The sequence below is a fragment of the Streptomyces sp. CA-142005 genome (assembly GCF_050942335.1).
Taxonomy (GTDB): Bacteria; Actinomycetota; Actinomycetes; order Streptomycetales; family Streptomycetaceae; genus Streptomyces.
The window spans coordinates 3,320,462-3,341,576 of record NZ_CP192078.1; the positions used below are offsets into that span (position 1 = coordinate 3,320,462).

The following is a 21,115-nucleotide window of genomic DNA, read 5'->3' on the forward strand; positions in this document are numbered from 1 at the left end:
GTGGCTCAGTCCTCGTCGAGGCCGAACCCGTCCGGGACAGCCAGCAGGGCCTCGCGCCACGGCCCTTCCGGCTCTTTCATGGCCGCTTCGCGGAACAGGTCTGCGAGTCGGTGCCGATCTTCCGCGCTGAGGCGGCCGAAGAGGTACGCCGGATACTCGAACCATGTGGACACCGCGTCCGGCGAGGCTTCCTCATCTGTGCTGGTGTCCACTGCTGCCACGAGGTGCGCCACGGCTTCTGCCAGTGTGCTCAGGAGCGGATCACGGTGGCCACTTGTTGAGGTCAGCCCGCCAGAATTCATGCGTGCAGCGTATCCAGCGGTCGGCGTAGCGACTTTGGCCGGGAGCTGCTTTGGCGCGAGTGATCATGGCCTCGCAAGCTTCCGGCGCGTCGGGCAGTGTAGCCCCAGCCACGACGTGTTCTGACCTCATGCACTGTGTGCCTTCCTCTTGGGCGGGAGCGGAAGGCCGCCGGTGCCGAGCGGGGCGGAGACATGAGCGCGGGCGCCGCCGGCCGCCCGCGCCCGCCCGGAGGAGCGAAGCGACGACGGGTGCTTGAGTGAGCGGCATGTACCTGTCCCGTCCACTGATGCTGGGCCAACGCGACACAGGCGGTCCTGGGTGACCTTCACTCAGATCGGAACTCCACCCCACCTGATGGTGCCGGGGCCTAGGGGTGGCCGCGCGCCCTGGTCGGTAGGGACGTAGCGTCAGCGCATGGACTTCCGTATCACCGCTGAGGAGGAAGCGCTCGTCTTCCGGCTCGCGGAGCTCCTGGACGGCGGCACGCAACCGCTGGAGACGCAGCTCGTCGAGGAGCTGGGCCCGGACATTCGGCAGCAGCTCGAAGGGCTCGAGGCGAAGGGCTGGATCCTCGTCCGCGAGGCTGCAGACGGAATGATGGTCGTCGATCTGACCGGGCCGGCGTGGAAGGCCGTCCGCAGCCGCCGCGACGTCGGCCGGTAACGGCCGTGTGACGCCAGAGATTCGCCTACGCGATCCCATAAGGCCTGTGATCTTCGGCCTCGCCCGGTGTAGCGTCGCTACAAGTAGTCGTGGTTCCGAAGTCCGTTCGCCCGTGACACACGTCTCGGGCGTCCTTGCTGTTCAGCGCCTCTCCGGACCAAGGCGATCACCTCCGGGTCCCGCACGGTGCGGGATTCCGAATTTCCTTGAGGGAGACAGACATGGCCAGCGGCACCGTCAAGTGGTTCAACGCTGAAAAGGGCTTCGGTTTCATCGAGCAGGACGGCGGCGGCCCCGACGTCTTCGCCCACTACTCGAACATCGACGCCTCCGGCTTCCGCTCCCTGGAAGAGGGCCAGCGGGTCACGTTCGATGTCGGCCAGGGGCAGAAGGGCCCGCAGGCGGAGCACATCCGCCCCGAGTAACAACGCATAGAGAGACCCCGGCCGGATGGTTACCGGCCGGGGTCTCTTGCTGCCCGGGTGAAAGGGGGACAAGTCGGTGCGCACCCCTGGCAGTGATCCGCCGCCCGAACCCGCAAAGTCACAACGGGTCCGTAGCGGGGCCGCGGCGAGCCCTCGTGAAGGCAGGGCAGATCGGGAGTCGCCTCCGACTCCTGCACCCACTGAGAGGTCGGCTTCGCCGACGGGCTGTAACACCCCGGGGTGTTGCAGCTCTCTGTGACCGGACAGCCCGGACACCGGCACTTTGCGCTGTCCGGGCCGTTTATGCAGATGAGAGGCATACCCGGACAGCCGGACAGCCGGAACCGTGGTGGTCAGCTCAGCCGCGCGGACGCGACGCTCCGTCGCCTATTCAGCGTCGCTGTGCGCTGGCACGTTTCGACCTCGACGACATCTTGATTGACCGACGCGGTCCCCTGGGGGACTGGGCCAACGGTTTCGTGCAAGCCAAGGTGGTTCGACGCGGCAACGCCACGCATGCAATGGAGATCACCCTGTGTTCATGCGGCTGCGAGGTGAGCCGGTGACGGCAGACAGGGCGTCGAACGGAGACCCCATCTGCTCTGCTTTTACACCGTCTTGCCTTGGCACTCCACGGCGAGAGGGAGCGGATAGGCCAAACGAGGGGTATCAAACCAACAATCATATTATATGTCGTGTCGGAGTGTGGGTGTCGCTGATGTCCGAATAGCCTGCAGATCGATCCCGTTCTTCAGGCTGGTTCGGCTTGGAGAAAGACCCGGGATCGAAGGGTCCGACGGCGGATGAGGGTGGCGCAGCCAATCCCAAATTCCGGCTTCCCTAGGCCCGATCAGGAATTCACCAGGACTCCAGTCCGCTCGACAGAGGAGCACCACCGTGACCAAGATGACCCGCATCACCGGTGTACTGGCAACCGCCGCCGCCGGCCTGATGCTCCTGAGCATCCCGGCGCTCGCCGAGGAAGGCGAGCTGACGACCAGCCCCGACCTGGTACAGGTCGACGAGCAGGAGTTCACCGACCCGGCACAGGCCGACGAGCAGGAGTTCACCGACCCGGCACAGGCCGACGAGCAGGAGTTCACCGACCCGGCACAGGCCGACGAGCAGGAGTTCACCGACCCGGCACAGGCCGACGAGCAGGAGTTCACCGACCCGGCACAGGCCGACGAGCAGGAGTTCACCGACCCGGCACAGGCCGACGAGCAGGAGGACAGTGAATGAGGGAGGTCCCGTAGGAGCTTGTGCGTCGCGGCAGCCGCGACTGGCCCCCTCAGCGTAGCGTGCCAACGTCGGCGCGTGCACGGGCCGGGGCCATGCGCTACCTGTCGATCGGCACGATGAAATTGATTGGCCAATGCCCGAGTTCAGTTGGCCAGACCGCTCCCAGATGCCGGCCTCGGGTGCCATAGACCGGAGTCGGCCAACCACCGTCTCCGCACTGATTCCTCCTAGGAGTTCGATCGAGAGCTGGCATCGGCGAAGTGACCTCGCACCACTGCGGCCGGACATGAGCGCTCGTGTACACCCTCGTCCGACGTCGTTGATGTCAGGGACTTGTCGTCAGGGAGAGATCATCTGTACTGGATCGGGCATCCAGGGCCTGTCTGCAGGCAGGGAGGAGCTGCTCTCCAAAAGCCCGGGCCAAGATCGATCCGGAGCGTCTTCCCTGGTGTCCCGGCAGGATTCGAACCTGCGACACCCGCTTCAGGAGTTCGATCACGGGCCGCCTGGAGGCGCTTCACTGCGTAAGCGCACAGTCCTGTCTGACGGTCCTGGACCGCCCGTGCGGGCGCCCATCTGGTGGTCCGCTCACGAGCGCTGCCAGAGCGCAGGCCACAAGGGGGAACAGATGGGAACATCCGCACCGAGCCGCGGGATCGGAACCGAGGGGGGAGGCGGCCGCGTTGCTGGCTGCGACGGAAGGCCTCCGGGCGAGGACCCGCACGCAGACCAACGGAGCATGGACTCCCCTCCTTGGCTTCGGACTCCTTGCACTGGCGGCCGTTCCGGTCGCCCGGTACGCCTTCAACTTCGGAGCCACGGGCGCGACATCGGGTCATACCCGGCCTTTGCCTACGCTGAGCTGACCGGCCTGTGCGTCGTCCACGAACCGGGAACCCCTTGCCTGACGGGCGAGTTCGACGGAGCCTTCCTGCGCTTCGCGGCATGGGGCGTGTGGTTCGCGCTCCTCCCCCTCGCATGGTTCGCCTTCGCCCGCTGGTATCGCCTGCGTGGCGAGGCCCGGGGCGTCGTCCCCCGGCGCGGCATGTGGGTCCGCGTGACCGCCACAGCCACCACTGTGATCACGACAGCTCTGGTGGCGTTGCTGTTCGGCAAGGACCAGCCGTGGGAGGCCGTGCTGCTGGAGAACAGCTACGCCTCCCCGTGGTACCTGGTCGGCATCGGACTTCTCGCCCTCGGCATTGCCGAACGCAGTTGGATCACCGCGGCGGCCGGCACCGCGCACGCCCTGCTGCTCACGGGGTATTTGGGAGCCTCCTGGGGCAGTGGATGGCTTCCCTGGCAGCATCCCGCCCACCCCGGCTGGGCCGACGGACCGCAGGTCAAGGCCCTTCTGCTCGCTGCCGTCCTGCTCCTCGCCGGCCTGTGCGAGTGGACAGCGGTCCGCCGGCGGGGCGCGCCCGGTGTAGCGGTTGCGGGTACGGTCGTCTCATGAGCGTCGAAGACCGCGGCCGCGAACGGCGCCCCCTCCATCCCGGTGCCGGCCGATCCCCCGCCGGAGGCATCGTTCTGGCCGTGGCCTTGCCCGTTTGGGTCTGCCAAGGGGCCAGCCCGCGCCGTGCGCGGGCCCTTGATCGATGAAGCGAAAGTTGGAACAGCTCACTGCTGAGCAGCGCTGGCTGGATTTCTGGGCCGTCCTGAAGCAACGCATGGCCGGAGCTCCCAGGATGGCTGCAGGGCGTCGGAGATTTGCTCTGACGGCCCAGAGACGGCCCAGAGGCTGTGAGACGCAGTGGGGCCGACGGTCCACGACCGTCGGCCCCAAGGGATCGTTTCGGCGGAAACCCGCCCTGGCCTGCGCCTACAGCACCGGCAGGTTCTTGCGCAGCTCGAACGCCGTGACCTCCGAGCGGTACTCCTCCCACTCCTGGCGCTTGTTGCGCAGGAAGAAGTCGAAGACGTGCTCGCCGAGGGTTTCGGCGACCAGGTCGCTGCGTTCCATGAGGGTCAGGGACTCGCCGAGGTTCTGCGGGAGGGGCTCGATGCCCATCGCGCGGCGCTCGGCGTCGGAGAGGGCCCAGACGTCGTCCTCGGCGCCCGGCGGAAGCTCGTAGCCCTCCTCGATGCCCTTCAGGCCGGCCGCCAGGAGGACGGCGTAGGCCAGGTAGGGGTTGGCGCCCGAGTCCAGGGAGCGGACCTCGACGCGGGCCGAGCCGGTCTTGCCGGGCTTGTACATCGGGACGCGGACCAGGGCGCTGCGGTTGTTGTGGCCCCAGCAGATGTACGACGGGGCCTCGCCGCCGGCGCCGGCCGTGCGCTCGGAGCCGCCCCAGATGCGCTTGTAGGAGTTCACCCACTGGTTGGTGACCGCGGAGATCTCCGCCGCGTGCTTGAGCAGGCCCGCGATGAAGGAGCGGCCGACCTTGGAGAGCTGGTACTCGGCGCCGGACTCGTAGAACGCGTTGCGGTCGCCCTCGAAGAGGGAGAGGTGCGTGTGCATGCCGGAGCCGGGGTGCTCGGAGAAGGGCTTCGGCATGAAGGTCGCCTGCACGCCCTGCTCCAGCGCCACCTGCTTCATGACCAGGCGGAACGTCATGATGTTGTCCGCCGTGGAGAGCGCGTCTGCGTAGCGCAGGTCGATCTCCTGCTGGCCCGGCGCCCCCTCGTGGTGGGAGAACTCCACCGAGATGCCCATCGACTCCAGCATGGTGATCGCCTGGCGGCGGAAGTCCATGCCGACGTTGGTGGGCGTGTGGTCGAAGTAGCCCGAGTTGTCGGCCGGGGTGGGGCGGGAGCCGTCCAGCGGACGGTCCTTCAGCAGGAAGAACTCGATCTCGGGGTGGGTGTAGAAGGTGAAGCCCAGGTCGGAGGTGCGGGCCAGGGCACGCTTGAGCACGTAGCGGGGATCCGCGAAGGACGGGGAGCCGTCCGGCATGAGGATGTCGCAGAACATGCGGGCGGTGCCGGGGGTCTCCGCGCGCCACGGCAGGACCTGGAAGGTGGACGGGTCCGGCTTGGCGATCATGTCGGACTCGTAGACCCGGGCGAATCCCTCGATGGCCGAGCCGTCGAAGCCGATGCCCTCGTCGAAGGCCTGCTCCAGCTCGGCGGGGGCCACGGCGACGGACTTGAGGAAGCCCAGCACGTCCGTGAACCACAGGCGTACGAACCGGATGTCGCGCTCCTCCAACGTCCGGAGCACGAACTCCTGCTGCTTGTCCATCTTCCGCTACCCCATCCTTGCTGGTCAGGCCGCCTGTCCCCCGTCCCGCGGGAGGCGGTCGGGCACCTGAGCATCCCACCACAACACCATTTCATGCGCGTTGCGGACCTTGATCGCGGACGCATCCTCGGCCTGAACGCCTCTCGTACGGCAGATGTACTGCCGTATCGCCCATCTTGCCTGTTCGGACCGGCATCCGTAATGGCCGATTCGCTGACGGCGTGAGCGATGCCACGTCCGTTTAATTTGCATCTCAGATGCAACTTTTCTTACGGTCGGATCAGTTGAGATGCAAGGAGTCCTGATGCTGACCGAACAGTCCGCAGTCACCGTCCGCGCCACCCTTCCCGCAGTCGGCGCGGCCATCGGCGAGATCACCGAGCGCTTCTACGCCCGCCTCTTCGCCGCCCACCCCGATCTGCTGCGGGACCTGTTCAACCGCGGCAACCAGGCCTCCGGCGCCCAGAAGCAGGCCCTCGCCGGCTCCATCGCCGCCTTCGCCACGTACCTGGTGGACAACCCGGACCAGCGGCCGGACGCGATGCTCAGCCGCATCGCCCACAAGCACGCCTCCCTGGGCGTGGCCCCCGAGCACTACCCGATCGTGCACGAGCACCTCTTCGCCGCCATCGCCGAGGTCCTCGGCGAGGCCGTCACGCCCGAGGTCGCCGCCGCCTGGACCGAGGTCTACTGGCTGATGGCCAACGCGCTCATCGCCGTCGAGAAGCGGCTGTACGAGGAGAGCGGCAGCACCGAGCGCCGCCCCTGGGAGGTCGTGGAGCGCGTCGAGGAGACGGCGGACGTCGTCACCTTCCGCCTCCGCCCGGCCGACGGCGGCCCGGTGCGCGACTTCCGCGCCGGCCAGTACGTCTCCGTCCAGGTCGAGCTGCCCGACGGCGCCCGGCAGATCCGGCAGTACAGCCTGTCCGGCGCGCCCGGCGAGGCGCTGCGCCAGTTCAGCGTCAAGCGCGTGACCGGCGACGACGCCCCCGACGGCGAGGTCTCCAACCACCTCCACGCGCGCGTGCGGGTGGGTGACGTCCTGGACCTGTCCGAGCCGTACGGCGACCTCGTCCTGGACGCCGACGCCGAGACTCCCCTGCTGCTCGCCTCCGCCGGTATCGGTGTGACCCCGATGACCGCGATGCTGGCCGGCCTCGCGGCGAGCGGTCACGGCGGCCCGGTCACCGTCGTCCACGGCGACCGCTCCCCCGCCGACCACGCCCTGCGCACCAACCACGAGACGTACGCCGGGAAGCTCGCGGACGCGTCCGTGCACTTCTTCTACGAGCGGGACGCCGAGCCGGGCACCCGCACCGGCCTGGTCGACCTCGCCGGCATCGCCGTACCGGCCGGCACGCGCGCGTACCTGTGCGGACCGCTGCCGTTCATGCGCGCGGTGCGGGCCCAGCTCATCGAGAAGGGCGTGGCCCCGGCCGACGTCCACTACGAGGTGTTCGGTCCGGACCTGTGGCTGGCCCAGCAGGGCAGCTGACCCCGCTCAGCCCCGGTCGTGTCCGCCGGCCACCTTGGTCACCTTGTTCATGAGCGGTGACAGCTTGTCGACCAGGGCCTGGTAGTCGGCGGTACGACCGTCCGACCACTGGCCCAGGCCGACGACCGGCAGCCTGCCGTACCCGGCGAAGGACTGCACCAGCCCGCTGTCCGCCGGCAGTGCCCTCAGGCCGGATCCGGCGGGCGGCGTCAGCACGCCCACCTCGTAGTCCGTGGGGTGCGTGCTCAGGGCGGTGACCAGGTGGACGACGTCGACCGGGTCCTTCATGCCGAAGGCGACGATCGTGTACTCGTTGTTCGACGCGTCCTTGTACAGGGCCCCGATCACACCCCGGCAGCCCTTGCTCCCCTCGATCAGCGCGGTCAGGTTCGGACCCACCATGCCCGAGCCCGTGCAGTTCGGACCGCCCGACTGCTTGACCTTGGTGTAGCCGGCGACCCGCGCCTGGAACGCCTGGTCCACGGTGACCATCGACATCGGCGCCGTGGACGGCTCCGCCGGGCTCTCCGGCCGCGCCGACCGCTGCGAGGGGGCGGCCGACGCGGGCCCTGCCGTCCCGCCCGCCGTCTCGTGCCGCGTCCCGTGTCCCGCGCTCAGCCAGAATGCCGCTCCGGCCAGCACGGCCACGGCACCGGCGACGGCCGTCACCGTCGTCGTCTTCCGGCGTCGCGGGCGCTTGCCGGCGGCCTCGCGCTCGGCGGCGGCCTGGCGCTCGGCTCGTGGATCGCCCTGGTCGTCTCGAACTCTCTGACGAACTGGTCCCACCGGTGGTCACCCGCCCCATGGTTCGCGTCAGTCACGCGCGCACCCCCGCGCCCGCCGATGAACAGGCGGAGACACGCGGAGCTGCCCGAAGACATCCGCGGAGAGCGTCAACCGGCCGCGGGCCCCCGGGAGATACCCAGCAGCAGAAGGCCCGTCGGCTCGGCGACGAGCTCGTCGATCGTGACCGGGTCCAGCGCCGCGTAGAACGCCTCCTGCGCCCGGCGCAGGGCCCCGCGCAGACGGCAGGCGGAGTTCAGGGGGCAGGGGGCCGTGCCCGCCGTACCCTCACAGTCGACCACGTCGCCCTCGCCCTCGAAGGTGCGCACCACCGCGCCGACCGAGGCCGTACGGCCCTTGACGGTCAGGGCGAGGCCGCCGCCCCGGCCGCGCCGGGCGTCGACGAGGCCCAGGTGCTGGAGTTCGGCGACGACCTTCGCGGCATGCGTGTAGGGCACGTCCATGTCCGCCGCGACCTGGCGGGTGGTGGGCGTGGCGTCGGCGGTCACGGCCAGTCGCATCAGGACGCGCAGGGCCAGGTCGGTGGAGCGCAGGAGCCGCATATCACGAGCGTAGGTAATGCGCATCCGTGGTTCAAAATTTCGCCTCGGCCGCCTCTTTGCCCTGCCCTGTCTACGGAAGCCGTCCCCCTCCCCATTACGATCAGCGGGCCCCACCCTTCCCGTTGCCGGCCCTTTCCCCAGAAGGACACCTCATGGGTTCCGCCAAGAACAGCAGCGCGGCGCGCAAGGCGCGCATCGAGGAGATGCGCCGTGCCGAGCGTGCGCGCGAGCGCCGCAACCGCGTGCTCACCATCGCCGCGAGCGTGGTGGTCGTCGCCGGCCTCGTGGTCGGCGGTGTGGTCCTCGTGAACTCCCAGTCCGGGAAGAAGAAGGACACGGCGAGCGACTCCAAGGCCTCCGGGAGTTCCGGGGACTCCGGGCACTGGACCACCGGCAAGGACGGCGTGCGGACCTGGTCCGGCAAACTGGCGCGGACGCACGTCCAGACCAAGGTGTCGTACCCGATGCACCCGCCGGTCGGCGGCAACCACAACCCGGTCTGGGCGACCTGCAACGGCACCGTCTACACCAAGCCCCTGCAGGACGAGAACGCGGTGCACTCGCTGGAGCACGGCGCGGTCTGGGTGACGTACACGAGCAAGGCGAACAAGTCCGACGTCGACGCGCTGGCGGCGAAGGTGAAGAAGACGCCGTACTCGCTGATGAGCCCGTACGAGAACCAGGCGGCGCCGCTGGTCCTGTCGGCCTGGGGCCACCAGGTGACCGTCAAGAGCGCGGACGACCCCGAGGTGAACAAGTTCTTCGCCGCCTACGTCCAGGGTCCGCAGACCCCGGAGCCGGGCGCCGCCTGCACCAGCGGGGCGATGTAGTGAAGCGCCGGCACGTCGGCTGGATCGCCGGGGCCGCGGCGGCGGTGCTCGTCGCGGCCGGCGCCATCACCTACGCGGTCGCCGAGGACAGGACCGGTGGCCCGGTCGTGCGGACACCGGGCGCGGAGTCGGCGGACGCCGGGTTCGCGCGGGACATGGCCGTGCACCACCAGCAGGCCGTGGAGATGTCGTACATCGTCCGGGACCGCACGCGGAACGCGGAAGTGCGGCGGCTCGCCTACGACATCGCGCAGACGCAGGCCAACCAGCGCGGCATGCTGCTGGGCTGGCTGGACCTGTGGGGGCTGCCGAAGGTGTCGGAGAAACCGCCGATGGCCTGGATGGGCATGGGCGACATGCCCGAGCGCGGGGACGGCTCGCTGATGCCGGGCATGGCGACCGACACGGAGCTGAGGAAGCTCCAGTCGCTGAACGGCAAGCAGGCCGAGATCCTCTACCTGCAGCTGATGACGGACCATCACAAGGGCGGGATCCACATGGCCGAGGGCTGTGTCGCCAAGTGCACCGTCGGCGTGGAGAAGCGGCTCGCGCGGGGCATGGTGGACGCGCAGCAGGGCGAGCTCCAGGTGATGACCCAGATGCTCAAGGAGCGGGGCGCGAAGCCGCGTTCCTGAGCGGCGGACCTGAACAGCCGCCACACATTTCCGTTACACAACCGTGAGGTACGAAAGGCGCAATTCGCCCTATCTGACGGCCACTTGAGCTTCTCTTGACCTTTTCGTTCCCCTGGCATGAACGGTTCATCGAAAGAGTGACCCCCATCGTGTGATCCATTCGCCGGCCGAACCGCCGCGGGCCGTGCGCGCGGACGCATGACGTACCAGCCACTACATGCATGCGAACCGCATCGCAGGGGGTTCTATGAGATCCAACCGCGCCAAGCTGCGCGCCGTGAGCATGGCAGCCACGCTGCCCATGGTCGCCGGCGCGCTGGCGCTGGGCATACCCGCGGCACACGCCGCGGACAGCCCCGCCCGTGAGGCACTGAAGGGCACCAAGCCGCTCTGGGCCACGGCCAAGGCGGACAAGGGCGCGACCTCGAACAGCGCCCAGGTGAACGCCCGGGTCTACCTGGCCGGCAAGAACGCGGCGGGCCTCGCCGCGTACGCCAAGTCCGTGTCCGACCCCAGCTCGCCGCTCTACGGCAAGTACCTGAGCGCCAAGAAGGCGCAGGCCGCCTTCGGTGCCAGCAAGGCCCAGGTGGCCGCCGTCAAGTCCTGGCTGACGTCGGCCGGTCTGAAGGTCACCGAGGTCACCCAGCACTACGTCGCCGTCTCCGGTGACGTGGCCGCCGCCGAGAAGGCGTTCGGCACCCAGCTGCACAACTTCGCCAAGGGCTCGGCCACTTACCGCGCCCCGGCCAAGTCGGCCACCGTGCCGGCCGGCCTGAAGGGCGCCGTCCTGACCGTCACCGGCCTGGACAACGCCCCGCACAAGGCCAACCACGACGGCCAGCTGCCGCCGCCGGACGCCGTGTTCAAGAACTCCGGGCCGTTCTCCTCGTACTACGGCTCGAACATCGCGACCACGCTCCCGGACGCGTACGGCGGCAAGATCCCGTACGCGATCAAGGGCTACACCGGCAAGCAGCTGCGCGCCGCGTACGGCGCGGGTGACTACACCGGCCAGGGTGTCCGCATCGCGATCACGGACGCCTACGCGTCCCCGACGATCGCCTACGACGCGGGCACGTACGCGGTCAAGCACGGTGACGCGGCCTGGAAGACCGGCCAGCTGCACCAGGTGCTGCCGAAGAACTACACCAAGACCAAGGAGTGCGGCGCCGCCGGCTGGTACGGCGAGGAGACCCTCGACGTCGAGGCCGTGCACGCGGTCGCCCCGTCCGCCGACGTCACCTACGTCGGTGCGGCCTCCTGCTACGACGACGACCTGCTGGACTCGCTCAGCAAGATCGTCGACAACCACCTGGCCGACATCGTCTCCAACTCCTGGGGCGACATCGAGGCCAACCAGACCCCGGACCTCGCGGCCGCCTACGACCAGGTCTTCCAGCTGGGCGCGGTGCAGGGCATCGGCTTCTACTTCTCCTCCGGTGACAACGGCGACGAGGTCGCCCACACCGGGGTGAAGCAGGTCGACACTCCCGCCAACTCCGCCTGGGTGACCGCGGTCGGCGGTACGTCGCTGGCCGTGGGCAAGGGCAACACGTACGAGTGGGAGACCGGCTGGGGCACCGAGAAGGCTCTGCTGTCGGCCGACGGCAAGAGCTGGACCAACTTCCCCGGCGCCTTCACCTCGGGCGCGGGCGGCGGCACCAGCAAGACCGTCGCCGAGCCGTTCTACCAGAAGGGCGTCGTCCCGGACTCGCTCGCCAAGGCCAACAGCGCCGACGGCAACCGCGTCGTCCCGGACATCGCGGCCATCGCCGACCCGAACACCGGCTTCCTGGTCGGCCAGACCCAGTCCTTCCCGGACGGCTCGGAGCAGTACAGCGAGTACCGCATCGGCGGCACCTCGCTCGCCGCTCCGGTCATCGCGGCGGTCCAGGCCCTGGCCCAGGAGGCGCGCGGCGGCAAGGCGATCGGCTTCGCCAACCCGACGATCTACGCCAAGTACGGCAAGCAGGGCGTCTTCCACGACGTCACGGACAACCCGACGGGCTCCGGCCTGGCGGTCGCCCGCGTGGACTTCGCCAACGGCTACGACGCGTCGGACGGCCTGCTCTACTCGGCCCGCACCCTGGGCAAGGACAGCTCCCTGTCGGCGGTCAAGGGCTACGACGACGTGACGGGCGTCGGTTCGCCGGCGAACGGTTACGTGCAGTCGTACCGCAAGCACTGACGCACTGACGCTCCGCTGAGCAGTGGGGGGCGTGAGGTCCTGGTGACCTCACGCCCCCGTTTCGTTCAGGAGGGAGTGATTGGCGGACTTGTTCCACCCCCGGCCGCCTCTCGGCTGCCTGACCTGGGGTTTTCGGAGCGCCCCTTGGGTCAAATCCTCCCATCACCGCTGGAGCAAGGAGACCCGGCGGTCCAGGGGGCAGCGCCCCCTGGGTCAGTGGTGCAACACTCCCGGCTCCTCCGGCATGTGGGAGGCGACCAGCCTCTCCCGCCCCGCCGACGGAGTCCCCTGGCGGCGGTCCACCCCGTACGCCACGCCGGCCACGCCCAGACCCAGCACCGCCAGCATCGCGCCGGCCAGCGCCGGGGACGTCGTACCGAAGCCCGCCGCCAGTGCCAGGCCGCCGATCCAGGCGCCGCCGGCGTTGGCCAGGTTGAAGGCCGCCTGGTTGGCGGAGGAGGCCAGGGAGGGGGCCGCCGATGCCTTCTCCATCACCATCAGCTGCAGCGGCGAACCCGTGATGAACGCCGCCATGCCCAGCAGGGTCACCGCGAGCGCCGCGCTCCACTCGGCCCGCATCAGCACCGGGAACAGCAGCAGCACGGCACCCAGTGACGTCAGGCCGCCGAACAGCGTGCCCCGCAGCGAGTGGTCCGCCAGGCGGCCGCCCAGCAGGTTGCCCGCCGTGGCGCCCACGCCGAACAGGGCCAGGAGCAGCGTCACGTTGCCCTCCGCGAACCCGGCCGACCGCGTGAGCATCGGGGTCACGTAGCTGTAGGCCGCGAAGAGCGCGCCGAAGCCCGCCACCGTCGTACCCAGGGCCAGCCAGACCGGCAGGGACCTCAGCGCGGCCAACTCGCCGCGCAGGCCCGCCCGCGAGGCGGCCTGCCCCCGGTCGTGCGGGATCAGCAGCGCCAGAGAGGCGATCGCCGCGAGGCCGATCGCGCTCACGCCCAGGAAGGTGGCCCGCCAGCCCAGGTGCTGGCCCATCAGCGTGGCCGCCGGTACGCCCGCGATGTTGGCGACGGTCAGGCCGAGGAACATCAGCGAGACCGAGCGCGCCTTGCGCTCCGGCGGGACCATCGTCGTGGCGACGACCGCTCCCACGCCGAAGAAGGCGCCGTGCGGCAGGCCGCTGAGGAAGCGGGCGGCCAGCAGGGAGTCGTTGCCGGGGGCGAGCGCCGAGAGCGCGTTGCCCGCGACGAACAGCGCCATCAGGGCGATCAGCACCGTGCGGCGGGACAGGCGGGCCGTGAGCGCGGCCAGCAGCGGGGCGCCGATCACCACGCCCAGCGCGTACGCCGAGACCAGGTGCCCGGCGGCGGGGATCGAGATGTGCAGGTCGTCCGCGACGTCGGGCAGCAGGCCCATCATCACGAACTCGGTCGTACCTATACCGAAAGCGCCGACGGCCAGAGCGAGCAGGGCCAGGGGCATGAAGGGCCTGTGCCTTTCGAAGTCAGAGAGGAGAAAGGGAGAGCGGTTCCGTCACAGCATATGTTCAGCTGCGGAACAAAGCCTCTCAGGCCCAGTATTCCAAGGGGTTACGACGACGTGTCCAGCTTCACACGGGCAGCCACCGGCAGGTGGTCGCTGCCGGTGCGCGGCAGCGACCAGGAGCTCTCCGGCTCCACGCCCCTGACCATGATCTGGTCGATCCGTGCCATCGGGAACGCCGCCGGCCAGCTGAACCCGAAGCCGCTGCCCGCCGCACCCTGCGTGGAGCGCATCTGGGAGGTGACGGCGTTGAGGGAACGGTCGTTCATCGTGCCGTTCAGGTCGCCGAGCAGCACCACCCGCTTCAGCGGCTCGTCGGCGATGGCCTCGCCGAGCGCGTTGGCGCTCTTGTCGCGCTCCCGGGCGGTGAACCCGGCCTTCACCTTCACCCGCACCGAGGGCATGTGGGCGACGTACACCGCGACGGGGCCGTGCGGGGTGGTGACGGTGGCCCGCATCGCGCGCTTCCAGCCGAGCTTGATGTCCACCGCCCGCACATCGCTCATCGGGTACTTGCTCCACAGGCCGACCGTGCCCTCGACCCCGTGGTAGCGGTACGTCGGCGCGAGCGCCTTCTCGTAGGTGGACACGGCCGCCTGCGGGACCTCCTCCAGGGCGAGGATGTCGGCGCCGGAGGCGGCCACCTCACGGGCGGTCGCGGCGGGGTCGGGGTTCTCGGCGTTGACGTTGTGGGTCGCCACCATCAGGTCGCCGCCCGGGCCCGTCTTGTCGGTGAGCAGCCCGCCGAAGAGGTTCAGCCACACGATCGCCGGGAGGAGTACGGCGATCAGCGCGGTCGCCGACCTCCGCAGCAGCCCGAGGACCAGCAGCACCGGGATGGCGAGCCCCAGCCACGGCAGGAACGTCTCGGTGAGGCTGCCGAGGTTGCCCACCCGGTTCGGGATGTGCGAGTGCAGCAGCATCACCAGGGCGAGCAGGAGGGCGAGGACCGCGAGGACGGCGCCCCGGCGCCAGATGCCCGGATCGCCGCGCCAGCCGGCGAGGAGGTGGTGCACCAGGCGCCGAAGCCGGGATCCCGGTCGCTCGGGCCCCGAGCCGCCGTTGTCCGTCTCCGTCATGTACGCCTGCTGCGCCATACCGTCTGCCTCACTGCCTGCCGTGCACACCGTCGTTCCCCCGTGTTCTTCCGACCCTAGGGGATGATCGGCTCCGCTCCCGCCGTCCCATGACGGCCGTACGGAAGACGAGGACGAAGGAAGCGGGACAGGGAGTTCCGTTATCCCCGGGACACCTGGGGTTTGTGACGAAACGCGCACATAAGTGCTACGAGGCTGTCGAGCTGACGGGCCGTAGGCCCTCCAGAACCGTGTCGACGATCTGTTCCGCCAGGTCCTCGGGCAGGTCGCCCTCGGGACGCATGACGGTGCGCACGAGCATGGGGCCGACGAACAGGTCGTTGGCCAGGTCCAGGTCGACGTCCGGCCGCAGTTCGCCGTTCTCCCGGGCCCGGCGCAGGACCTCCAGGGCGAGGGCGCGGCGCGGCGCGATCACACTGGCGTGGTACGCCGACCACAGCTTCGGGCTGTGCTTCATCTGCGCGTAGACGTTGTGCAGGATCGCCGAGGAACGGTGGACGAGTCCGCGTTGGCGCAGGGACTCCAGCAGCACGACGAGGTCGTCGCGCAGGCAGGTGCCGGGGAGTTCGGGATCGGGGGGTTCGGCGGCGCGTACGACGTCGACGAACAGCTCCTCCTTGCCGCTCCAGCGGCGGTAGATGGTGGCCTTGCCGACCCCGGCCGTGCGCGCGACGCGCTCGATGGAGAGTTCGGCGAGCGGTACGCCGTCCTCCAGGAGCTTCATCACGCCTTCCAGAATGGCGCGTTCCACGGCCTCGCTGCGGGGTCGTCCCCGCGCGGGCCCGTCCGGTCGCGGCCGGCTCTCGGCAAGGCTCACGTCGTCCGTCCTCTCACTGTGCTGCGGGAATTGTCCCGCAGCCGCCTCCTTCCCCCGCGGAACCCACGATGGGAACCCTGGTCCGCCGGTCCGCGTCAGTCCGCGGCCGCGACCAACTCCGCCTCCTGCTCGCCCGCTTGCGCGGCCGGCGGCTTGCCGGGCAGGAACAGGGCCGTCACCACGGCCCCGATCAGCGCGACACCGACTCCGCACAGGGCGGTGACGTGCATGGCGTGCAGGAACGCGTCGTCGGCCGGGGTGACCAGGGCCTTGCCCTGCGGGCCGAGCTTGCCGGCGATGCCGAGGGTGGCCTCGATGGACTCGGCCGCCTTGTCGCGCAGGGCGGGCGGCAGCATGCCGAGCTTGCCCTCGATGCCGTTGCGGTAGGACGTGGCGAGCACCGAGCCGAGTACGGCGATGCCGAGCGCGCCGCCGACCTGGCGGAAGGTGTTGCTGAGCGCGGAGGCGGAGCCGGCCTTCTCGCGCGGCAGCGCCTGCATGATGACGACCGAGGTCGGCGTCATGATGTGCGCCATGCCGGTGCCCATGAGGAAGAAGACGACCTCGAGGATCCAGATCGGGGTGTCCGCCTCGAACGTGGCGAACGCGGCCAGTGTCGCCGCGATCAGCACCAGTCCGGCGGTGGTGGTGGCCCTGTTGCCGAACCGGTCGACCAGCAGCCGGGCGCGCGGCGCGAAGATCAGCTGGGCGCAGGCGAGCGGCAGCATCAGCACACCGGATTCCAGCGGCGAGTAGCCGCGCACGCTCTGGGTGTAGAAGACACCGAAGAACGTGACGCCCATCAGCGCGAAGAAGACCAGCGCGATGGCGCTCATGGCGGCCGAGAAGACCTTGTTCTTGAAGTAGGTGACGTCGAGCGACGGGTGGTCGCTGCGCTTCTCGAAGACGACGAAACCGGCCAGGACGACGACACCGGCGATGATGGTCGCCAGCACCTTGGCGTCGGTGAAGTCGGCGAGTTCGCCGCCCTTGATGATGCCGTACACCAGCAGGACCAGGCCGACGACGGACAGGACGACGCCGACCGGGTCGAGGCGGCCGGGCTTGGGGTCGCGGGAGTCGGGCACCAGCCAGGTCATCAGGACCAGCGCGACGATCACGATCGGCACGTTGATGAAGAAGACCGAGCCCCACCAGAAGTGGTCGAGGAGCGCGCCGCCGGTGATCGGTCCGATGGCGATGGCGAGGCCGACGCCGCCCGCCCAGATACCGATGGCCTTGGGCTGCTCCTCGCGCTCGAAGACGTTCATCAGGACGGCGAGGGTGGCGGGCATGACGAAGGCGGCACCGAGGGCCATCAGCGCGCGGAAGGCGATCAGCTGGCCCGGCGAGCCGGACTCGGCGGCCAGGGCGGAGCCGATGCCGAACACGGCGATGCCGCCGAGCAGCACCTTCTTGCGGCCGAGGCGGTCGCCGATGAGGCCCGCGGTGAACAGCAGGCCGGCGAAGACGAGGGTGTAGGCGTTGATCGCCCACTCGATCTGCCCCTGGGAGGCGCCGAGGCCGGTCGGCGCGGGGCTGGAGATGGTCTTGATGGCGACGTTCAGGATCGAGTTGTCGAGCACCACGATCAGCAGGCTCAGCATGAGCACGCCGAGGATCGCCCAGCGGCGCCGGTGCACCGCTTCCGGTATCCGGGAGGCAGGGACAGGACTTGTCATGTGTTCGACCCTACGACCATTTCGATACGGAACGGTCTCGTATCTTAGTTCTTTACCAAGGCCTTACACAGCCGGGTCTCGGCCACGGTTGTGGATCACAGGCGGTTCCCCTGGCCCTGACTGGCACGAGGTGCCACCATGGAGGCGATCCGGGGACGCCGTCAGGGCGCCTCGAGATGACTGAAGGAGCCGTTGCCATGACGCAGCTTTCGGCTGCCCAGAACAAGCCCTCCGACGGCAGCAAGGCGCTGTACGGGGGGAAGGGCACCCGCCGCATCACCGTTCGCGACATCGCCCTCGCCAAGGAGCGGGGCGAGAAGTGGCCCATGCTCACCGCCTACGACGCGATGACCGCGTCCGTCTTCGACGAGGCCGGGATCCCGGTGATCCTGGTCGGCGACTCGGCGGGCAACTGCCACCTCGGGTACGAGACGACCGTGCCCGTCACCCTCGACGAGATGACCATGCTGTCGGCGGCCGTGGTACGCGGCACGCAGCGCGCCCTGATCGTCGGCGACCTCCCCTTCGGCTCCTACCAGGAGGGCCCGGTGCAGGCGCTGCGCTCGGCGACCCGGCTGGTGAAGGACGCCGGGGTCGGCGCGGTCAAGCTGGAGGGCGGCGAGCGCTCGCACGAACAGATCCGGCTGCTGGTGGAGTCCGGCATCCCGGTCATGGCGCACATCGGGCTGACCCCGCAGTCCGTCAACGCGATGGGCTACCGCGTGCAGGGGCGCGGCGAGGAGGCGGCGCAGCAGCTGTTGCGGGACGCGAAGGCGGTGCAGGACGCCGGCGCGTTCGCCGTGGTCCTGGAGCTGGTTCCGGCGGAGCTGGCGGCCGAGGTGACGCGCGTGCTGCACATCCCGACGGTGGGGATCGGCGCCGGGCCCGAGACGGACGCGCAGGTCCTGGTCTGGACGGACATGCTCGGGCTGACCTCCGGCCGGGTGCCGAAGTTCGTCAAGAAGTACGCCAACCTGCGTGAGGTCATGGGCGACGCGGTGAAGTCGTTCGCCGAGGACGTCGTCTCCGGGGCGTTCCCGCTGGAGGAGCACTCCGTCCACTGAGCCATCGCGGCAACACCCGGACAGCCCGCCGATCTTCCCCCGTCGGCGGGCTGTCCCCGTTCCGCGCCCGAACCGGCGCCGCGCCCCGGACGTGCCGCCCTCCCTCACACAGTCGTGCGCTGTGGGCATCGGCGGGAGCGTCGCCTGCCGGGCGTCCGGTGGGTGTCCTGGCACTCCCTCGGTTCCCGCTGTGTGGCGTACTCGTTCGGCGGCGCCGAGGCGCCAGGGGCCGATCGGCTGGTGGGCGGTGAGGGCGCGCGGCCGCTCCGGGGTCGACGGCCAGGTGCAGTCCGATGGTGGCGCCCATGCCGCGGCCGGGCATCGGCGCCGGCTCGTCGGCGACCTGTGCGGGGAGGCGGTGGACGTCGTCGGCGTGCGTGGCGATCGGGGGTGGCCGGACCGGATCGGTGACCGCGCCCCGGTGGTCGGCGTCCGGCCGACCGTCGTCTGGGGCGCCACCGGCCTGCGTCCCGGTGATTTCGGCCGGGAAGATCCGCATGCCGCCGACCAGACGGTTCGGCTGGGTGCGCATGCCATACCCCGGACACGGTGTGGCGGCGGTGAGCCGGTCGCCGGGAGTGCCCGCGGCGGCGGCTGTGGTGTCGAGGGCCCGTGCCGGCCCGCCCGGCGGACGGCGTCACGGACAAGGGATGACGAGGGATGACGAGGGATGACGACCGCCGGCCGACGGACGTGGCGACGGGCTGTCGGTGCGCCGCAGGCGGCTGTCGGTGGCCTGTCGGTGGTTTGTCGGCAGCCCCTGGCACCGTCTTCCCCATGACGCGAATCCATGAGAACCCCGTCGGCGCAAGCCACGCAGTGACGGTACGGGGACTGGTCAAGCACTACGGCGAGACCAAGGCGCTGGACGGTGTCGACCTGGACGTGCGCGAGGGCACCGTGATGGGTGTGCTCGGTCCGAACGGCGCCGGCAAGACCACCCTCGTACGGATCCTGTCCACCCTGATCACCCCGGACGCCGGCCAGGCCACCGTGGCCGGGTACGACGTCGTACGGCAGCCCCGGCAGTTGCGCCGGGTCATCGGGCTCACCGGGCAGTACGCCTCCGTCGACGAGAAGCTCCCCGGCTGGGAGAACCTGTACATGATCGGCCGGCTGCTGGACCTGCCCCGCAAGGACGCCCGCGCCCGCGCCGACGAGCTGCTGGAGCGGTTCTCCCTGACGGAGGCGGCCAGGCGGCCCGCGAGCACGTACTCCGGCGGCATGCGGCGGCGGCTCGACCTCGCCGCCTCGATGATCGGCCGGCCGGCCGTCCTCTACCTCGACGAGCCGACCACCGGACTCGACCCCCGTACCCGCAACGAGGTGTGGGACGAGGTGAAGGCGATGGTCGGCGACGGCGTCACCGTGCTGCTGACCACCCAGTACATGGAGGAGGCCGAACAGCTCGCCTCCGAGCTGACCGTGGTCGACCGCGGCAAGGTCATCGCCACGGGAGGGATCGAGGAGCTGAAGGCCCGCGTCGGCGGGCGCACCCTCCGGGTCCGGCCCGTCGACCCGCTGCAGCTGCGCCCGCTCGCCACCATGCTGGACGAGCTCGGCATCACCGGGCTCGCGACCACCACCGTGGACACCGAGTCCGGAGCCCTGCTGGTGCCGATCCTCAGCGACGAGCAGCTGACCGCCGTGGTCGGCGCGGTCACCGCGCGCGGCATCACGATCTCCGCCATCACCACCGAACTGCCCAGCCTGGACGAGGTCTTCCTGTCCCTCACCGGCCACCGCGCCAGCGCCCCGCAGGACACCACGCCCGCCGAATCCCGCGAGGAGGTCGCCGTATGAGCGCCGCCACCGCCACCGTCGCCCACGCCGACGCCGACGTCCGGATCCCGCTGCGCGGGCATCTGCGGCACACCGGCGCGCTCATCCGCCGCAATCTGCTCTGGATCCGCCAGGACCCGGAGTCGATGTTCGACGCGCTGCTGATGCCGGTCGTCTTCACCCTGCTGTTCGTGTACGTCTTCGGCGGGTCCATCGGGCAGGCGCTCGGCGGCGGCCAGGGCCAGTACGTGCAGTACGTCATCCCGGGCATGATCGCGATGATGAGCATGACGCTGTCCCAGGGCGTCGGCACCGGGTTCAGCCAGGACTTCAACAGCGGGGTCATGGACCGGTTCCGGTCGCTGCCGATCGGGCGCGGGTCCGTGCTGTTCGCGAAGATCGCCGTCGAGCTGGCCCGGATGCTGTTCGCCACGGCCGTGCTGATGGTCGTCGCCGTGCTGGTCGGCTTCCACATCACCCACTGGGCCGGCCTGCTCGCGGCGGTGGGTCTGTCCGCGCTGTTCGCCTCCTCGATCATGTGGGTGTTCCTCACCCTGGGCGTGATCCTGAAGAACGCGCAGTCCGTGCAGGCGATGGGCTTCCTGGTGCTGTTCCCGCTGCAGTTCGGCTCGTCGATCTTCGCGCCGACCAAGTCGATGCCGGGCTGGCTGCAGAGCTTCACCGACTACAACCCGCTGTCCACGCTCGCGGACGCGGCCCGGGGCCTGATGATCGGCGGCCCGGTCGCGCACGACCTGTGGGTGACCGTGGCCTGGTCGGTGGCGATCACGGCGGTCATGGGGCCGGTCGCGATCCACAAGTTCCGCACGAAGAGCTGACCTCTGCCCACCCGGAGCAGGACGGC

The 21,115-nt window shown here is 69.9% G+C and carries 19 protein-coding genes; 11 read left to right on the top strand and 8 right to left on the bottom strand.

Annotated features, from left to right (window positions below; all coding sequences use genetic code 11):
* Positions 1-5 precede the first annotated feature (5 nt).
* Positions 6-233, bottom strand: a complete 228-nt coding sequence (locus tag ACQPXS_RS15735; protein ID WP_433449859.1) for a hypothetical protein — start codon at positions 231-233, stop codon at positions 6-8.
* Between the two features lie 484 nt (positions 234-717).
* On the opposite strand from ACQPXS_RS15735, the gene ACQPXS_RS15740 reads away from it, so the two are divergent.
* From ACQPXS_RS15740 to ACQPXS_RS15755, 4 genes are all read left to right on the top strand, one after another.
* On the top strand, positions 718-966 hold the full coding sequence (locus ACQPXS_RS15740) for a hypothetical protein (RefSeq protein ID WP_433449860.1): 249 nt from the start codon (positions 718-720) through the stop codon (positions 964-966).
* Positions 967-1,187: 221 nt separating this feature from the next.
* Positions 1,188-1,391 carry a cold-shock protein gene (locus tag ACQPXS_RS15745; protein WP_141360305.1) on the top strand — a complete coding sequence of 68 codons (204 nt, stop codon included), beginning with the start codon at positions 1,188-1,190 and terminating at the stop codon, positions 1,389-1,391.
* Between the two features lie 897 nt (positions 1,392-2,288).
* Positions 2,289-2,633: a hypothetical protein gene (locus ACQPXS_RS15750; protein ID WP_433449863.1), complete on the top strand. Its 345-nt coding sequence runs from the start codon at positions 2,289-2,291 to the stop codon at positions 2,631-2,633.
* Between the two features lie 1,057 nt (positions 2,634-3,690).
* Positions 3,691-4,089, top strand: coding sequence for a hypothetical protein (locus tag ACQPXS_RS15755; RefSeq protein WP_433449864.1), 399 nt, complete (start codon positions 3,691-3,693; stop codon positions 4,087-4,089).
* Between the two features lie 366 nt (positions 4,090-4,455).
* Here the strand turns inward: ACQPXS_RS15755 and glnA are convergent, their stop codons facing one another.
* Positions 4,456-5,817 carry a type I glutamate--ammonia ligase gene (gene glnA, locus ACQPXS_RS15760; protein WP_356303289.1) on the bottom strand — a complete coding sequence of 454 codons (1,362 nt, stop codon included), beginning with the start codon at positions 5,815-5,817 and terminating at the stop codon, positions 4,456-4,458.
* Between the two features lie 304 nt (positions 5,818-6,121).
* On the opposite strand from glnA, the gene ACQPXS_RS15765 reads away from it, so the two are divergent.
* On the top strand, positions 6,122-7,312 hold the full coding sequence (locus ACQPXS_RS15765; RefSeq protein ID WP_433449865.1) for a globin domain-containing protein: 1,191 nt from the start codon (positions 6,122-6,124) through the stop codon (positions 7,310-7,312).
* A gap of 6 nt (positions 7,313-7,318) precedes the next feature.
* On the opposite strand, the gene ACQPXS_RS15770 is transcribed toward ACQPXS_RS15765, so the two are convergent.
* A complete protein-coding gene (locus ACQPXS_RS15770) occupies positions 7,319-8,098 on the bottom strand; it encodes a hypothetical protein (protein WP_433449866.1) in 780 nt (259 codons plus the stop codon).
* Between the two features lie 107 nt (positions 8,099-8,205).
* Positions 8,206-8,658, bottom strand: coding sequence for an RrF2 family transcriptional regulator (locus ACQPXS_RS15775; RefSeq protein WP_433449867.1), 453 nt, complete (start codon positions 8,656-8,658; stop codon positions 8,206-8,208).
* A 152-nt stretch (positions 8,659-8,810) separates the two neighbouring features.
* On the opposite strand from ACQPXS_RS15775, the gene ACQPXS_RS15780 reads away from it, so the two are divergent.
* The 3 genes from ACQPXS_RS15780 (at position 8,811) to ACQPXS_RS15790 (ending at position 12,311) form a co-directional block, all read left to right on the top strand.
* The gene (locus ACQPXS_RS15780; protein ID WP_351798356.1) at positions 8,811-9,488 is read left to right on the top strand and encodes a DUF3105 domain-containing protein; all 678 of its coding nucleotides are present in this window, start codon (positions 8,811-8,813) and stop codon (positions 9,486-9,488) included.
* A complete protein-coding gene (locus ACQPXS_RS15785) occupies positions 9,488-10,123 on the top strand; it encodes a DUF305 domain-containing protein (protein WP_433449869.1) in 636 nt (211 codons plus the stop codon). Before ACQPXS_RS15780 ends, ACQPXS_RS15785 begins: the two co-directional genes overlap by 1 nt.
* A gap of 247 nt (positions 10,124-10,370) precedes the next feature.
* Positions 10,371-12,311 (top strand): S53 family peptidase, encoded by a 1,941-nt coding sequence (locus tag ACQPXS_RS15790; protein ID WP_433449870.1) that lies wholly within the window; start codon positions 10,371-10,373, stop codon positions 12,309-12,311.
* Between the two features lie 213 nt (positions 12,312-12,524).
* Here the strand turns inward: ACQPXS_RS15790 and ACQPXS_RS15795 are convergent, their stop codons facing one another.
* The 4 genes from ACQPXS_RS15795 to ACQPXS_RS15810 form a co-directional block, all read right to left on the bottom strand.
* Positions 12,525-13,748 (bottom strand): MFS transporter, encoded by a 1,224-nt coding sequence (locus tag ACQPXS_RS15795; RefSeq protein WP_433449872.1) that lies wholly within the window; start codon positions 13,746-13,748, stop codon positions 12,525-12,527.
* Between the two features lie 107 nt (positions 13,749-13,855).
* Positions 13,856-14,905 carry an endonuclease/exonuclease/phosphatase family protein gene (locus ACQPXS_RS15800; RefSeq protein WP_433449873.1) on the bottom strand — a complete coding sequence of 350 codons (1,050 nt, stop codon included), beginning with the start codon at positions 14,903-14,905 and terminating at the stop codon, positions 13,856-13,858.
* Positions 14,906-15,092: 187 nt separating this feature from the next.
* Positions 15,093-15,722, bottom strand: a complete 630-nt coding sequence (locus ACQPXS_RS15805) for a TetR/AcrR family transcriptional regulator (RefSeq protein ID WP_351798348.1) — start codon at positions 15,720-15,722, stop codon at positions 15,093-15,095.
* 95 nt (positions 15,723-15,817) lie between these two features.
* Entirely contained in the window at positions 15,818-17,404 is a 1,587-nt protein-coding gene (locus tag ACQPXS_RS15810) for an MFS transporter (protein WP_365325247.1), read from the bottom strand.
* A 197-nt stretch (positions 17,405-17,601) separates the two neighbouring features.
* On the opposite strand from ACQPXS_RS15810, the gene panB reads away from it, so the two are divergent.
* The 3 genes from panB (at position 17,602) to ACQPXS_RS15825 (ending at position 21,089) form a co-directional block, all read left to right on the top strand.
* A complete protein-coding gene (gene panB, locus ACQPXS_RS15815; RefSeq protein ID WP_351798344.1) occupies positions 17,602-18,468 on the top strand; it encodes a 3-methyl-2-oxobutanoate hydroxymethyltransferase in 867 nt (288 codons plus the stop codon).
* A 777-nt stretch (positions 18,469-19,245) separates the two neighbouring features.
* Entirely contained in the window at positions 19,246-20,271 is a 1,026-nt protein-coding gene (locus tag ACQPXS_RS15820; protein WP_433449877.1) for an ATP-binding cassette domain-containing protein, read from the top strand.
* The gene (locus tag ACQPXS_RS15825; protein WP_390681942.1) at positions 20,268-21,089 is read left to right on the top strand and encodes an ABC transporter permease; all 822 of its coding nucleotides are present in this window, start codon (positions 20,268-20,270) and stop codon (positions 21,087-21,089) included. Before ACQPXS_RS15820 ends, ACQPXS_RS15825 begins: the two co-directional genes overlap by 4 nt.
* The last annotated feature ends 26 nt before the right edge of the window (positions 21,090-21,115 follow it).

Bases quoted from the DNA above. Each gene is read 5' to 3' on its own strand.
- glnA (WP_356303289.1), bottom strand. From the start codon at position 5,817: ATGGACAAGCAGCAGGAGTTCGTGCTCCGGACGTTGGAGGAGCGCGAC.
- ACQPXS_RS15740 (WP_433449860.1), top strand. From the start codon at position 718: ATGGACTTCCGTATCACCGCTGAGGAGGAAGCGCTCGTCTTCCGGCTC.
- ACQPXS_RS15825 (WP_390681942.1), top strand. From the start codon at position 20,268: ATGAGCGCCGCCACCGCCACCGTCGCCCACGCCGACGCCGACGTCCGG.
- ACQPXS_RS15780 (WP_351798356.1), top strand. From the start codon at position 8,811: ATGGGTTCCGCCAAGAACAGCAGCGCGGCGCGCAAGGCGCGCATCGAG.
- ACQPXS_RS15775 (WP_433449867.1), bottom strand. From the start codon at position 8,658: ATGCGGCTCCTGCGCTCCACCGACCTGGCCCTGCGCGTCCTGATGCGA.
- ACQPXS_RS15810 (WP_365325247.1), bottom strand. From the start codon at position 17,404: ATGACAAGTCCTGTCCCTGCCTCCCGGATACCGGAAGCGGTGCACCGG.
- panB (WP_351798344.1), top strand. From the start codon at position 17,602: ATGACGCAGCTTTCGGCTGCCCAGAACAAGCCCTCCGACGGCAGCAAG.
- ACQPXS_RS15765 (WP_433449865.1), top strand. From the start codon at position 6,122: ATGCTGACCGAACAGTCCGCAGTCACCGTCCGCGCCACCCTTCCCGCA.
- ACQPXS_RS15745 (WP_141360305.1), top strand. From the start codon at position 1,188: ATGGCCAGCGGCACCGTCAAGTGGTTCAACGCTGAAAAGGGCTTCGGT.
- ACQPXS_RS15820 (WP_433449877.1), top strand. From the start codon at position 19,246: ATGACGCGAATCCATGAGAACCCCGTCGGCGCAAGCCACGCAGTGACG.
- ACQPXS_RS15800 (WP_433449873.1), bottom strand. From the start codon at position 14,905: ATGGCGCAGCAGGCGTACATGACGGAGACGGACAACGGCGGCTCGGGG.
- ACQPXS_RS15790 (WP_433449870.1), top strand. From the start codon at position 10,371: ATGAGATCCAACCGCGCCAAGCTGCGCGCCGTGAGCATGGCAGCCACG.
- ACQPXS_RS15795 (WP_433449872.1), bottom strand. From the start codon at position 13,748: ATGCCCCTGGCCCTGCTCGCTCTGGCCGTCGGCGCTTTCGGTATAGGT.